The 14,435-nt window shown below is 35.5% G+C and carries 16 protein-coding genes, 1 tRNA gene and 1 pseudogene; 12 read left to right on the top strand and 6 right to left on the bottom strand.

Annotation, left to right across the window (positions count from 1 at the left end; all coding sequences use genetic code 11):
- Positions 1-88 precede the first annotated feature (88 nt).
- Positions 89-1,348 (bottom strand): 2-oxoglutarate dehydrogenase complex dihydrolipoyllysine-residue succinyltransferase, encoded by a 1,260-nt coding sequence (odhB, locus tag AC1DKZ_RS06945; RefSeq protein WP_404457249.1) that lies wholly within the window; start codon positions 1,346-1,348, stop codon positions 89-91.
- 129 nt (positions 1,349-1,477) lie between these two features.
- A complete protein-coding gene (odhA, locus tag AC1DKZ_RS06940) occupies positions 1,478-4,345 on the bottom strand; it encodes a 2-oxoglutarate dehydrogenase E1 component (RefSeq protein ID WP_476995844.1) in 2,868 nt (955 codons plus the stop codon).
- 826 nt (positions 4,346-5,171) lie between these two features.
- On the opposite strand from odhA, the gene AC1DKZ_RS06935 reads away from it, so the two are divergent.
- The 6 genes and pseudogenes from AC1DKZ_RS06935 to AC1DKZ_RS06910 all read left to right on the top strand — a co-directional run bounded on the left by AC1DKZ_RS06935 (position 5,172) and on the right by AC1DKZ_RS06910 (position 7,810).
- Complete coding sequence (locus tag AC1DKZ_RS06935; RefSeq protein ID WP_002135046.1) at positions 5,172-5,387, top strand: helix-turn-helix transcriptional regulator; 216 nt, start codon at positions 5,172-5,174, stop codon at positions 5,385-5,387.
- Positions 5,384-5,761, top strand: a complete 378-nt coding sequence (locus tag AC1DKZ_RS06930; RefSeq protein WP_001109902.1) for a hypothetical protein — start codon at positions 5,384-5,386, stop codon at positions 5,759-5,761. Before AC1DKZ_RS06935 ends, AC1DKZ_RS06930 begins: the two co-directional genes overlap by 4 nt.
- 28 nt (positions 5,762-5,789) lie before the next feature.
- Positions 5,790-5,972: a DUF3976 domain-containing protein gene (locus tag AC1DKZ_RS06925; protein ID WP_002086895.1), complete on the top strand. Its 183-nt coding sequence runs from the start codon at positions 5,790-5,792 to the stop codon at positions 5,970-5,972.
- Positions 5,973-6,106: 134 nt separating this feature from the next.
- Positions 6,107-6,460 (top strand): annotated as a pseudogene (locus tag AC1DKZ_RS06920) (hypothetical protein).
- Between the two features lie 49 nt (positions 6,461-6,509).
- Positions 6,510-7,055, top strand: coding sequence for a hypothetical protein (locus AC1DKZ_RS06915; protein WP_427279004.1), 546 nt, complete (start codon positions 6,510-6,512; stop codon positions 7,053-7,055).
- A 158-nt stretch (positions 7,056-7,213) separates the two neighbouring features.
- Positions 7,214-7,810: a hypothetical protein gene (locus AC1DKZ_RS06910; RefSeq protein WP_002126039.1), complete on the top strand. Its 597-nt coding sequence runs from the start codon at positions 7,214-7,216 to the stop codon at positions 7,808-7,810.
- A gap of 92 nt (positions 7,811-7,902) precedes the next feature.
- Here AC1DKZ_RS06910 and AC1DKZ_RS06905 read toward each other — a convergent pair.
- Together AC1DKZ_RS06905 and AC1DKZ_RS06900 are read right to left on the bottom strand one after the other, a co-directional pair.
- Positions 7,903-7,975, bottom strand: a tRNA-Val gene (locus tag AC1DKZ_RS06905).
- A 190-nt stretch (positions 7,976-8,165) separates the two neighbouring features.
- Entirely contained in the window at positions 8,166-8,390 is a 225-nt protein-coding gene (locus AC1DKZ_RS06900) for a hypothetical protein (protein WP_113937739.1), read from the bottom strand.
- 283 nt (positions 8,391-8,673) lie between these two features.
- Here AC1DKZ_RS06900 and AC1DKZ_RS06895 point away from each other — a divergent pair, with 283 nt between their 5' ends.
- From AC1DKZ_RS06895 to calY, 6 genes are all read left to right on the top strand, one after another.
- On the top strand, positions 8,674-8,901 hold the full coding sequence (locus AC1DKZ_RS06895) for a hypothetical protein (RefSeq protein ID WP_002064332.1): 228 nt from the start codon (positions 8,674-8,676) through the stop codon (positions 8,899-8,901).
- 155 nt (positions 8,902-9,056) lie between these two features.
- Positions 9,057-10,343, top strand: a complete 1,287-nt coding sequence (locus AC1DKZ_RS06890) for a D-alanyl-D-alanine carboxypeptidase family protein (protein ID WP_476995843.1) — start codon at positions 9,057-9,059, stop codon at positions 10,341-10,343.
- A 197-nt stretch (positions 10,344-10,540) separates the two neighbouring features.
- A complete protein-coding gene (sipW, locus tag AC1DKZ_RS06885) occupies positions 10,541-11,110 on the top strand; it encodes a signal peptidase I SipW (RefSeq protein ID WP_113937741.1) in 570 nt (189 codons plus the stop codon).
- Between the two features lie 61 nt (positions 11,111-11,171).
- Positions 11,172-11,759: a CalY family protein gene (locus AC1DKZ_RS06880; RefSeq protein WP_002064335.1), complete on the top strand. Its 588-nt coding sequence runs from the start codon at positions 11,172-11,174 to the stop codon at positions 11,757-11,759.
- Positions 11,760-11,921: 162 nt separating this feature from the next.
- Positions 11,922-12,782: a DUF4047 domain-containing protein gene (locus AC1DKZ_RS06875; RefSeq protein ID WP_476995842.1), complete on the top strand. Its 861-nt coding sequence runs from the start codon at positions 11,922-11,924 to the stop codon at positions 12,780-12,782.
- Positions 12,783-13,205: 423 nt separating this feature from the next.
- On the top strand, positions 13,206-13,799 hold the full coding sequence (calY, locus tag AC1DKZ_RS06870) for a biofilm matrix protein CalY (protein WP_215555630.1): 594 nt from the start codon (positions 13,206-13,208) through the stop codon (positions 13,797-13,799).
- Positions 13,800-13,881: 82 nt separating this feature from the next.
- Here the strand turns inward: calY and AC1DKZ_RS06865 are convergent, their stop codons facing one another.
- Together AC1DKZ_RS06865 and AC1DKZ_RS06860 are read right to left on the bottom strand one after the other, a co-directional pair.
- The gene (locus AC1DKZ_RS06865; protein WP_002011473.1) at positions 13,882-14,205 is read right to left on the bottom strand and encodes a helix-turn-helix domain-containing protein; all 324 of its coding nucleotides are present in this window, start codon (positions 14,203-14,205) and stop codon (positions 13,882-13,884) included.
- Between the two features lie 79 nt (positions 14,206-14,284).
- Positions 14,285-14,419 carry an anti-repressor SinI family protein gene (locus tag AC1DKZ_RS06860; protein WP_002011474.1) on the bottom strand — a complete coding sequence of 45 codons (135 nt, stop codon included), beginning with the start codon at positions 14,417-14,419 and terminating at the stop codon, positions 14,285-14,287.
- Positions 14,420-14,435: the final 16 nt, after the last annotated feature.

Raw genomic sequence — 14,435 nt, 5'->3', positions numbered from 1 at the left:
CTATGTAGTGTGATTTGTCCCATATGAACATAATGAAAAAAGGCTGTAGAATGATTCATTCTACAGCCTTTAATAGATTAATAATCTATCAACCTTCTAATAATAATGATTTTGGATCTTCAAGCATATCTTTAACAGCAACAAGGAAGCTAACTGCTTCTTTACCATCAACAATACGGTGATCGTAAGATAGTGCAAGGTACATCATTGGACGGTTTTCCATACGCTCGTTATCGATCGCAACTGGACGTACTTGGATTTTATGCATCCCTAGAATACCTACTTGTGGACTATTTAGGATTGGTGTTGACATTAGAGAACCGAACACGCCACCATTTGTAATTGTAAATGTACCACCTTGTAGCTCTTTTAATGAAAGTTTATTATCGCGTGCTTTCAGACCTAAATTACGAATCTCGCTTTCAATTTCAGCGAAGTTCAATTGGTTAGCATCGCGTACAACTGGAACAACTAATCCATCTGGAGCTGCTACTGCAATACCGATATCATAGAATTTTTTAATGATAAGCTCATCGCCTTGAATTTCAGCATTTAATAATGGGAACTGTTTTAATGCTGCAACAACTGCTTTTGTGAAGAATGACATAAAGCCAAGACGTACATCATGTTTTTTCTCGAAAGCATCTTTGCGTTCTTTACGTAATTCCATGATTGCACTCATATCAACTTCGTTAAATGTAGTTAACATTGCAGATGTTTGTTGAACTTCTACAAGACGTTTTGCAATTGTTTGACGGCGGCGGGACATTTTCACACGCTCAACTGGTTTTTCGAATTCAGTTTTTGCAACTGGAGCAGGAGCTGGACTTTTTGGAGCAGCTGGTGCTTCTTTTGGCGCTGCAGCGTGAGCTTGTACGTCATGTGGTCTCACACGTCCAAGTGGATCTGTGCTGCGTACGTCGTTTAAGTCGATTCCTAATTCACGAGCCATTTTGCGAGCAGCTGGTGATGCGATAGGACGATTTGTATTTGGTAAACCTTGTAACGCTTTATTTTGTTCAGCACTTGGAGCTGCTGCTTTAGGTGCTTCAGTAGTTTCTTGTTTTGGTTGCTCAGCAGGTGGTGCTGGTGTACTTACTGCAACTCCTGCGCCGTTTGCATCTAAAATTGCGATAGTAGCGCCAACTTCAACTGTATCCCCAGGTTCGCCTAGTAACTTCGATACAATACCTGAATCCTCTGCAATGATTTCTACATTGACTTTGTCAGTCTCAAGCTCAACAACGCTGCCACCTTTCTCAACTTTGTCGCCTACGTTGATAAGCCATTGTGAAATAGTTCCTTCTGAAATAGATTCTGCAAGCTCAGGTACTTTAATTTCGATCATTTTAAATGTCCTCCCCTTATTTGCCTAACGGTGTGTTTTGTCTTCTTTAATCTTCGGTAATCTCCATTTGTTAGCCTGGCTGTGGCAGACTATCTGCCACAGCCAAGCCTGAAAAACTCATTGTTACTTTCAGTTGCTGAAAACTTCAATTTCTTGTTTATCTTGACGGAAGTTGTACTTCACATCTAAAGCGTGTGCAACGATTAATTCTTGCTCAGCTTTGTGAGCGAATGGATCGCCACCAGATGGGCTAGAACGATCCGGGCGTCCAATGTAACCTGTTTTCACTTTATCCCCAGCTAGTTCGAACAGAATTGGAGCCATGTAATGCCATGCGCCCATATTACGAGGTTCTTCTTGAACCCAAATGATTTCTTCTAAGTTTTTAAAGCGTTTAATCATAGATTGAACTTTTTCAGCAGGGAATGGGTACAACTGCTCGATACGAACCATATGAACTTCATCTAGGCTGTACTCATGCTTACCACTTTCGATTTCTGCTGCTAAGTCAATTGCCATTTTACCTGTACTTAAAACAAGACGTTTTACTTTATTTGGCTTTGTACCAAGGTTTTCTTGTTCTAAAGCAGGTTGGAAACGTCCTTCGCTTAACTGACTAGCAGTTGAAAGCGTAAGTGGATGACGTAATAAACTCTTTGGCGTCATAAGCACTAACGGTCGAACAGCTTCTGTTCCTAAGATAGATGCTTGACGACGTAAAATATGGAAGTATTGTGCCGCGCTCGTTAAGTTTGCAACTGTCCAGTTGTTCTCAGCAGCTAATTGTAAGAAACGCTCTGGACGTGCACTAGAGTGTTCTGGCCCTTGACCTTCATAACCGTGTGGTAATAGAAGAACTAAACCAGATTTTTGACCCCATTTTGCTCTTCCTGCTGAAACATATTGATCAAATAATGCTTGCGCAGTATTTGAGAAGTCACCGTATTGAGCTTCCCACATCACAAGAGTTTCTGGAGCAAATACGTTGTAACCATATTCGTAACCAACAACAGCAGCTTCTGATAACGGACTGTTATGAACAGAGAATGATGCGTTAATGTTCGGTAAACGGTGTAATGGTGAATATGTTTCGTTTGTATCAGTATCGTGTAATACGATATGACGGTGCGCGAATGTACCACGCTGTGAATCTTGACCAGTTAAACGAATTGGCGTACCTTCTTGCAAAATAGAAGCGAATGCTAACGATTCAGCAAGTGCCCATTCAATTTTACCGTTCTCTTCAAGAGCATCTTTACGGCGCTCAAGAATTTTCTTCACTTTTGGATATACGTTAAAGCCTTCAGGCCAAGATAATAGTCCTTCATTAATTGCACGAAGTGATTCAATTGAAACACCAGTGTCAATCGGCTGGATTCCTTTTGCAACAACCTCTGGAACTTTAACGTGAATTGTTGCAGCACTCGTATCAGCTGGTGGCACTTGTGCGTATTCAGCCTTTAATTCCTCTTGTATAAACTGAGTAATTGTTTCAACCTCATCTGCATTCAGAACGCCAGCAGATTGTAATTGATCTGCATAAATTGCTCTTACAGTTGGGTGATTTTTAATTTTTTTGTACACTTGTGGTTGTGTAACTGCTGGATCATCCATTTCGTTATGACCATATCGGCGGTAACCGATTAAATCGATTAAGAAGTCCTTTTTGAATAGCGTACGATATTGGATCGCAAGGTTTGCAGCAGCAAGACAAGCTTCCGGATCATCAGCATTTACGTGAACAATCGGAATATCGAAACCTTTTGCAAGGTCGCTTGAATATTTAGTAGAACGAGAATCATAGCTATCAGTCGTAAAGCCGACTGCATTATTTGCGATAACATGAATAGTTCCGCCAGTTTGGTACGCATTCAATCTACTTAAGTTGAGTGTCTCAGACACAACACCTTGACCAGGGAATGCAGCATCACCATGAACTAAAATTACGAATGATTTTGTAGTATCTTGTTCTGGAAGACCAGATTTTTTACGATTCTCTTGAGCTGCGCGTGCGAAACCTTCAACAACAGGGTTAACGAACTCAAGATGACTCGGATTATTTGCTAATGTAACACGAGTGCTAACTTCTTCATTACCAACGACTTGTTCTCTACCTAAATGGTATTTCACGTCGCCAGTCCAGCCAGCATTTGCCACTGCACCTTCTATTTTTGCATGTTTGAATTCTGCAAACATGTGATTATATGGCTTTTCTAATACGTGAGCGAGTACGCTTAGACGACCACGGTGAGCCATACCAATCATGACATCTTCAACGCCGCCTTTAGCACCTTCTGAAACAATTTCATCTAGTACAGGTACAAGCATATCAACGCCCTCTATTGAGAAACGTTTTTGACCAACGAATGTTTTATGCAAGAATTGCTCGAAACCTTCAACAGCAGTTAAACGTTTTAAAAGAGCAGTTCGTTTTTTATTTGATAATGGTTGACGCAATGAATTTGATTCCACCATTTGATGCAACCACGCGCGTTCTTCACTATCTTGTATATGTGAGAATTCATAAGCTAAAGATTTTGTATAAACGTCTTTTAATCTATGAATTACATCAAGTGCAGTGTGAATACCCTCTGGTGCATCTTGCCATACTGTTTTTGCTGGAATCGCTTTCAAGTCAGCATCGCTCAGTTCGTTCATTGTTTTCTCGATAAGAGATTGTCCGTTTGCAGCATCTTCCATCGGATTAATGTGAGCCAATGTATGCCCGAAAGAACGAATCTGTTCAACAAGTTGAACGACTTTAAGAATCTTTTCAATGTTCCCTGTGTTTTGAGGAGAAAAATGTGTTGCTGTGTTGTCCCCTGTTACGACATCATCTTGAAACGAAGGAGCTCCAAAAATTTCAAAAAGCTCTTGTAATTCCGGATCAACAGAACCTGCTCCAGTTACGTAAAGATCATACTGTTCAATAACATAACCAAGGTTCGGACCATGGAACTTGGCCCAAGGGTTTGTCGTTGTATTCTTCCTCGTCATTTGTTTAAACCTCCCAATGCATATAATCCTTTTTCCATACAAAAAGGTGCATTTTGCTCTTTTCAATAATTGATGAACCAATAATCAATGTAAATGTTTTTCTTTACTCTTATGTTATTACAATAATTTACATAATACCAAACACTATTACTTATCTGTTTTGTAAAAAAACATTCACAATAACTTATCACCCAAGTTAATCTTTCATGTTATAAAGTAATTTCACGGGAAAATGGGGTGGATATATTTGGTATACCTACATTAATAACTATAATTGTTGCATTTAAATATAAGTATAACTATCAGAATGTTTCGATAAAGTTTAGTTCGAATTATGTATATTGGAATAATAAGCGCTTTCATTGATATTATACAACAATACAACGGAATATAGTATAAAAAATAAAAAATTATGAATTTACCATAAACTTTATCTCGATAGTGTTAAATATCGAAAGGAAAATGAAGGATTTCTACAAAAAAAGTGGCTATACATAAAAAATGCTTCATAAACCGTTAGTTTCTATAAATATGGCGAAAAACAACGTAAAAACAATAGCGCATTTCACCCGATAAAGAGCAGAATGAAACATTTTAAAAGGATAAAACAAATATGGAGATATTAAATTTTCATAAAAACGGAGAGGAGATATAGTAACGGCTATATACATTGTTCCATGTTTCATTTCAAAATAGACGTGCTGAATTTGAAAAAGTTTCTTCTATATAAATAGAATGAAAAATAAACGAAATGAATGTAAAGGAACCTTGACGTAAAGTTTCCTTGACGTATATACTCGGTATAAGGAAGGAGGGAGAAATTTCCTTGGAAAATAAAATGGTCGAATATCGAAAAAAACTTGGACTATCTCAAGAAAAATTGGCTGAGAAACTTGGAGTTTCCAGACAAACCATTATCTCAATTGAAAAAGGGAAATACGATCCGTCACTTCCGTTAGCATTTGAAATTGCAAAAACATTTCAGACAACGATAGAACATGTATTTATTTATGAGGGAAAAGAAGAGGAGGAGAAAGGATGAATTATTCACAAAAGTACTTTGTAATTATGGGGATTATTTTTCTATTTATGAGTGGATTTATGATATTAACAGGTATAATGACGCATTCTGCACCGCCAGCTATAACTTATCCATTGCTTGGGATGATGATTATGAGTTTCTGCCTAAGTTACTTGCACCCACAATTTAAAGAAAAAGACGAGCGAATGAAGCTTATTCGTTATAAAGGGATGTTCGTGACCTTTTTTGCACTAACCGCATATTATCTTCTTTTCTCTATCGGCTTAAACTTAAAAATACTTACACTATCTGCTACTGAACTATTGAACATACTTATGGCACTCACGATGAGTACAGTTTTTATATCGTTTGTTGTTTTATCGAAAAGATATTAAGATGTAAAAGAGAAAGGAAGATTAACATATGCAAATGATGTACGCTTTTGGCATGGGGCTTGTATTATTTTTAGCGGTATTCTTATTTATTCGTAAAGACGTTCAAGGCGGAACGTTAACGAAACGAGGATTTTATAAAATGATCGGCTGCTTAGTTGTTATGTTTATAGCGATTATCGTAATGATCGTTTTAATAAATCAGTCACTATAGAATTTAAAAATGGAACCTTACTTTTGTAAGGTTTTTCTTTTTGAAAATAAAACTAAAAATCACCATAAAATCCATTTGCTATCTATATCTTGTATTATATAATCCAATAAAATGATAGATAAGGAGAATAGTATATGAATAAAAAAGCTATCTTCTTTTTATTAACATGTCTACTACTTATAGCTAGTATTACTTATATAATATGTAACAAATGAGAACAAGTTCCACCTATATTAGTATGGGAGGGCCAGGAATGCTACGTTACGAATGAACCTGCTAAAGTAGAAGAAATCGGGCAAAAACTTGGCGAAGTAACAAAGAAAATTGAAACAAGCAAAAAGCCTACTAAAGATAGTGAAGCCAACATATTACAAGAAAAAACAGAAGTATTTGAGATGATTTTAGAAGAAGAGGATGAAAGGCCACCTATACTCGTAAAAGAACCTAAGAGTGAAGAATATAGAGTAGCGAGGCCGATGTTAAAGTAAGTACTATAATAATGAAGAAACAAATTTTTAATAGAGAGTAGTGAGCGTTATGAGATGGAAAGCAGGAACTTTTGAAAAAATAGAAACGAATGATTTATCTATTGAGCAGCTTATAAATACATTTAAGAAACAAAACTTAAATGGTGGAGCAGTAATAAGCTGCTTTAAAGTACATAACGAAAATTTTTTCAAAGAAATACCTTATGAAATAGACAGATACGAGCACTTTTTCAAAAAAGTCTTCAACTCTTTAGATATAATCAATAACTTAGAGGAATTAAAAATACATACATCAGAAAAATATAAGTTTCAATTTGAATATAATAGCGCGGTAATGCTTGATGGGAGTATCGCATTTCAAATTATAAGAGGAGGAGCATATAAAGGCTTTTCGGAGAGACCAGTAATGGCGAAGCAATTAGCGAACAATGTATGCCAATACATGTTCCAAGATCGATATGAAGATATTACAGTGTTCGAAAACCACAGCCCTTGGACAGAATGGTTTTACGATGTTGCATGGGATAATACTTGGATGGTATTGGATAGTAAGGAGCATAAAATGTGGTTAATTTGTGCTACGGATACGGATTGAAAGATAAAGAGCTTTGTAGAAATACTACAAGGCTCTTTATCTTTTGGGAAAGAATAGAAAACAAATCATATAAATGCTATACTAAAAAATGTTTGTAATGTCAGTTTCATACTATTGTATAATGCTGACTTACTAGAAAAGATAAGAGGAGAATGAACGTGAAAAAGATACAGAAATTATTGCTGTTAATGATGGTAGTAGGATTAACAGTAGGTGTTTTAGCAGGGTGTGCAAATCCGAAAGATACTACAGAAGAATTTTTAACAGCGATACAAAAAGGTGATGTAGAAAAGGCTCGTACATTTGTTGAGAGTGACAAGGAATTTAATAAACTAAATGAAAAAACAGATGATGCTGAGGCAAAAGCAATGCTGAGTGCAATTACGAAAAACTTTAAATTTGAAAAGCCAGAAGAAGTATCGAAAAAGGATGACAAAGCAGAAGTGAAAGTGAAAATTACATCTGCTGATCTATCCGTTGCTGTAACAAAAGCAGTGGGAGAAGTTATGCCAATGGCCTTCGCTAGTGCTTTTAGCGAAGACAAAGAACAATCTGAAAAAGCAATCGAAAAAACAATGACATCAACTATCGTCAAAAACTTAGCGGATAAAGATGCAGCAATGGCAACTCGCGAAGTTACATTGAACTTAAAGAAAAACAAAGATGGCGACTATAAAATCGTTGCTGATGATAACTTGAAAGAAGTATTATTTGCCAATGCGAAGTCTTTGGAGAAGATGTTTGGTGGGAAGTAATTAACTGGTAAGATTTTTAGTTTTTATAAGAAGTGCCTTGGATAAAAAAAGACACGATATCACCTAGTAGGTTGATATCGTGTCTTTTTTTATGACCCCGGAGAGGCTCGAACTCACGACCTCCACCCTGTCAAGGTGGCGCTCTCCCTGCTGAGCTACGGGATCTTCAAAAATGCTTATCTAATAGCATCTTTAATAATTATGCTAAAGCAATTATATATAATTAACTGAAATTTTACAATATTTTTGTGGTAATCTTTTAAAGGTAAAGTATTTGGAATCAGGCTAGTAGTGTATTAAGGAATATATAAGAAGAGCATTTAATTGAAAGTGGATTTTGAATAAACCGGTTATATTATGATTTCCGATACCAATCCAAAGGACCTTTATCGCTTAAATCAACAAGAAAAGGGAATAAGAAGTGTAAAGGTAAGCTTATAAGTTCTGGCATAGCGTTCAATGTTTTCTTTGATAGATATTGTCTTCCGAAACAATACGGACAATCTTTTTCAAATGTCACGAGTATTGACCATACATCTTTTATTTTCCACTTCGTTTTACAATACGTACAACGCGCCATGGAGTTCCTCCTCATTTTAAGGTATTTTCTAATATATTCGATTTCATTGTACTAAAGTCAAGTGTGTTTGGTGTGATATAATGTAAGTTGGTTTGTTTTTTTATATGGATGTATTCCGTAATTTATGACTAAATGAATGTAGTGTGAGGGTTATATAATAAGAGATTTTCATTTTTAATATGCAAATTGGCCAATATATCCTTTTTACAATTTTCAAGAAATCATGTATAAAAGAAGTACAAGATATTTATAACTATTCAGGAGTAGAGGGAGAATAATTGTAATGGTAAGAAAAACGTTCAAGATGCGTGTGTCTAGAAATAGAACGATTTCGATTGATGGTTCGATTCTTGATGTGGATGTGACGCATGATGAGTTTTTGCAAGAGTTCGTTGAGTGGGTCGATTCTAAAGGGTGGTCATTTATGGGGATGACGGATGAGATTACGGCCGAGGAAGCTGGACAAAAGTTAATAGATTCGTTGATTGATGAGAAGGATAAGAAAGAGTAATTCCTTCTTATTTTTTATTGTATATTTATGTTATTCATCGTAAAAATATGATATAGTGAAAAACAGTGAATATTCTTCCAATTTAATACAAATTACATATAGATTGGTAGAGTCATTTTATAGAGTGTGAAAGTAAAGTGAAAAGGGAGAGTCATATGGTTAATTTTAAGGAAATTCCGGCTTTTATTATGGTTATTTGTTTATTTTTTTTGACACCTATGACGTTATATGCTGAGACGAATGTTGGAGTGAATCCGGAGCAAGTGGCACCACCACCAGCGGAAGGGCCGAATGTTTTTAGTCAGTTTGCAGCTACGATTGATGCGAAAACAGGGGATGTGTTGTATGACAAAAATGCACATCATCGTGCGTTTCCGGCTAGTATAACGAAAGTGTTAACGGCAATTTTACTTATGGAGCATACGAAGCCAGAGGATCAATTTACATTTTCGCAATTAGCATTAGATCAGGAGAAGAGTAATTATCAAATTGAGTTTCAACCTGGTGAGACGGTGAATAGAAATACTGCGCTTATGATTTTAATGGTGCTAAGTGCGAATGATGTGTCGTATGCGATTGCGGAGCGTATTGGAGGAAGTGTTGAAAATTTCGCTAATATGATGAATGAAAAGGCGAAGCAATTAGGGGCTAAAGATAGCCATTTTGTAACGCCAAATGGATTGCATGATCCAAATCATTATACGACGCCATATGATATGGCCATGATTACGAGAGGTGTGCAAAAGTATCCTGAAATTTTACAAGCGATGAATACGAAAAGAACGACGGTTATGACATCTTCGCAAACAGTTTCTATTTTTAATAAGTCTACTTATTTTGAAAATCCATATAGCATTGGTGGTAAGACAGGATTTACGAATGAAGCGCGCAATACGCTCGTTTTATTAAATGAGAAAGATGGAAATCGTATTATAAATGTAGTAATGGCTTCTCAAAGACCTGAAATCTATGAGGATTTAAAGCAGATGGCGGAATATTCTTTTGGGCAATTTACGAAACAAACGGTGCTAGATAAACATAGTTGGCATCAAAAGACAACATATTTAAATAAAGATGTTGATTCTGAGTTAGAAAAAAGTGCTGAGCTTATGCTTAAGAAAGATGAAGGGAAAAATGTGAAAACTATTTTTCGAGCCGCTTCATTAGATAAAGACTCTTTGTATCATAAGGGAATCCATCGTGGTGAGATAGTTGGTGCAGTTGATATTACGAAGAATAATCAAACAATTGCGACGATAAATGTTCTTTCAAAAGAAGATGTTACTTTTGCGATGCCTAAAAAAGATACAGTTGCACCTGAAGTAAAGGTATCGAATGTGAAAGTGATAAGTGTTGGGATCGGTGCGATTGTATTATTTGGAGCGATTTTATATGTAGTGCTGCGCCGAAATAACCAAGGGATGAAATCAGAAGAAAAATAAATTGCTAGTAGACCGTGATGAGATTTTGTCACGGTCTTTTTTGCATGCATTTCAAAAGTGATTTAACTAATAATTGTAAATTTTCACCTTGCATTTCTTATTTGTTCGTTATATTATTTGTTTATGTTCTTGTTAAAGAACAATTAGAGCGTTATTAATTTCAAAATGATATAAAACAACAGAGAGGGAGAGAGATGATGAAATTCGTTTGGAAGATTATTAGCAACGTTATCTCATTTGTTTTATTTGCATTGATGGTTTTTTTAGCTTTTGTGGTTATTTCGTCAAAAGCGAGTGGCGGGGATCCGACTGTTATGGGATATCAATTTAAGAGCGTTCTTTCAGGGTCGATGGAACCAACATTTTTAACAGGATCCATCATTGCGATAGAGCCTACGAAAGATGGATCTAAATATAAAAAAGGTGACGTTATTACGTTTAAAGAGAAAGATAACAAAATTATCACTCACCGTATTATCGGTGTGAAAGATACAAATGGAAAAGTAATGTATGAAACAAAAGGTGATAACAACAACGGACCAGATTTAGCACCAGTACTTGCAGAGAATGTAATCGGAAAATATGCAGATATTACAGTTCCATACCTTGGTTATGGACTGAATTATGCGAGTTCAAAAGCGGGAGCAGCATTACTTCTTATTATTCCAGGAGTCTTTTTACTTGGTTATTCCGCGATTTCTATTTTTGGCGCTATTCGTAGCATCGACGGAGAAAAGAAAGATAAAAAAGTAGAACAATCCGTATAGTTAGTTTGGTTATATCTTCCTATTAGGAAGTTAACAAATATATATTATGGGGGATTTGGACATGACTTTAAAGAAAAAATTAGGAATGGGTATCGCATCAGCAGTACTAGGAGCAGCATTAGTTGGTGGAGGAACATTTGCATTTTTTAGCGACAAAGAAGTGTCAAACAATACATTTGCGGCTGGTACACTTGATTTAGCGGCAAACCCATCGACAGTTGTTGATGTATCGAATTTAAAGCCTGGCGATACAATTAAAAGAGATTTTAAACTAGAAAATAAAGGCTCTTTAGACATTAAAAAAGTTTTACTAAAAACAGATTACAAAGTAAGCGATGCGAAGGGCGACAATAAAGATGATTTTGGTAAACATATTAAAGTAACATTCTTAAAGAATGTAGATAAGCATGAAACAATTGTAAAAGAAACAACGCTAGATAAATTGAAGGGTGACACACTTACAGCGGTAGACAATGATTTATCTGCTTGGTTCTGGGATGAAAAAGGTATTTCTGCAGGTAAGTCAGATAAATTTACAGTGAAATTCGAGTTTGTTGATAATAAAAAAGACCAAAATGAATTCCAAGGCGATAAACTAAATTTAACTTGGACGTTTGATGCACAACAAACAGATGGTACAGAAAGATAATATAATGTAAAAGGGGCTATCACCTTGATAGCCCCTTTTACATTTAAATAGCGTGGATTGGAATGTATTTTCTAGGATATGGCTATCATTTTGTACAGGTCTTTATTATAATGAAAGTAACGTTCTGTATAAAGAACACATTGTTCGATGGGAGAGATTAAGATGCTGAAAACACCTCGCAAATTAAAAAGGATGCTTATATTGCCGTGTATGTGCTCTATTACGTTTTATTTAGGCTCTCAAATGATGACGTATACAGAAGCTTCATTTATTCACGAAACGAAAGTAGAAGCCACTCTTTCTACAGCGATTATATTTCCGAAAACAGTTGATACGTTAAAAGAGCAAGCTGAGCAACATAAACAGCTTATTGGACATGAGTATGGAGAAATGAAAGCGAAATTGAAAGTTACTTCTATTGAAGAAATAGAACAAGCAATTGTTGTATGGCAGCAAGGGCGTGAGAAAATTGCTTCTGAGAAGGAGTCTTTACAAAAAGTATATACTTTAATAGAAACGCCTTACAATCAAATACAAGAAGAATTGAAAGTGAATAAAAGTGAATCAATTCAGCAAGTATCCTTGTATGTGAACGAAGGTTTTCATAGCATTAAAGAGAAGCGTGATTATGTTGATAAAGAGGCTAGTTTGCAAGCCATTGATGAACAAATTCAGGCGTTACAACAACTATTAAAAGATGAAACAGTAAAGAAGCAGAATGAAACAGAAGCACAGAAGAAGCTAGAAGAGCAGAAAAAAGTAGAAGAACAGAAGAAGCTAGAAGAGCAGAAAAAAGTAGAAGAACAGAAGAAGCTAGAAGAGCAGAAAAAAGTAGAAGAACAGAAGAAGCTAGAAGAACAAAAGAAAACAGAAGAGCAGAAGAAAGTAGAAGAACAGAAGAAAGCAGAAGAACAGAAGAAAGCAGAAGAACAAAAGAAAGTAGAAGAACAGAAGAAAGCAGAAGAACAAAAGAAAGTAGAAGAACAGAAGAAAGCAGAAGAACAAAAAAAGCTAGAAGAGTAGAAAAAATATAAATAGAAAAACAGTCTGATCAAATGGATCATGAAACGGCTGGAAAATAATAATGTGGTGCAAGAGAATGCGAATACATTAGCTGTAAATAGTTATAAAAAAATATTAATGTTTATATGAGTGTGAGGGAACGCCAGCCCTCACCTCTTTGTTTTACTTTCTTTTTCTTATAGTATTAAAAATGAATAATTGTTAAATTATTAAAGTATCTCTTTTGGATTTCTGAAAAGTCAAAATAATATTGAGAAATAAAAATAATCAAAAATATATTGTACTTATATAGATTTGTTCGTTATAATGAACTTAAGGTTTTTAAAAAAGAACAAATATTAGCTAAGCTAATATAGTTTTAGTTACACCTCTTATTTTGAAATAAGAGATAAAAATACAAAAAACAGCTAGGGGGAATTGATTGTGAGTCTGAAAAAGAAATTAGGTATGGGAGTTGCATCAGCAGCATTGGGGTTATCTTTAATTGGTGGAGGAACATTCGCTTACTTTAGCGATAAAGAAGTATCAAACAATACATTTGCAGCTGGGACGTTAGATCTTACATTAAACCCTAAAACGCTTGTAGATATTAAAGATTTAAAACCAGGGGATTCTGTTAAGAAAGAGTTCTTATTAAAGAACGACGGTACGTTAGCGATTAAAGACGTTAAATTAGCGACAAAGTATACTGTGAAAGATGCAAAAGGTGATAATGCTGGTGAAGACTTCGGTAAGCATATTAAAGTGAAATTCCTTTGGAACTGGGATAAACAAAGTGAGCCTGTATATGAAACAACTTTAGCAGATTTACAAAATGTGGATCCAGATGTTTTAGCTAAAGACATCTTTGCTCCAGAGTGGGCAGAGAATGGTGGTCTAGCACCAAATTCAGAAGACTATCTATGGGTACAATTTGTATTCGAAGATGATGGTAAAGATCAAAACAAATTCCAAGGCGATTCATTGAACTTAGAATGGACATTCAATGCTAACCAAACAGATGGAGAAGAAAAATAATAAATAAAAAAAGCGGGGGATTCCCCGCTTTTTTTTATAAAGAAAAAAAGAAGTGCCCGTTTTAAGCACTCTTTTATATGTATTATTGTTGATTTTTCTTCCATTGTGTAAATTCGAGAAATTCACGAAACTGTTCTTTTGAGACACCAGAGCTCATCGCATCTTTAACGAGCTGTGTCCATTCGGAGTCTAGATGACTTTCCGTTGTTGTTTCATCGTGAAGTAAAGTATCAACTGGAATTTGTAGAACAGCTGCAATTTTTTCAAGAAACTGAATAGAAGGGTTTTTTTGTAAATTCCGTTCTATAGAACTAATGTAAGATTTAGCGACACCAGCTTTTTCGGCGAGTTCTGTTAATGAAATGCCTTTTTGTAAACGAAGGCGTTTTATACGTTCTCCTATCATATTTGCGCACCTTTCTATCAATATGTAGTCGTCTTATGATGTGATTATTATAACATAAACTTCGTTAAAAAGAACGAGGCTATTGAGCCTGGCTCGTATGCTTCATACGTTGGAAAAAGTGTTCAATATCTTGCAGGGCAATGCCAGCATCTAGAGCCTCAAGTATTAAATCAATCCATTCTTGATCTAGTGAGTCAGCCTTATCTTTGTACAAATGTAATTCCTCCCTA

This window comes from Bacillus sp. 05T21, from assembly GCF_056396785.1.
Note: the sequence above shows the minus strand (reverse complement) of the source record. Positions and strands in the feature narration are given on the sequence as shown.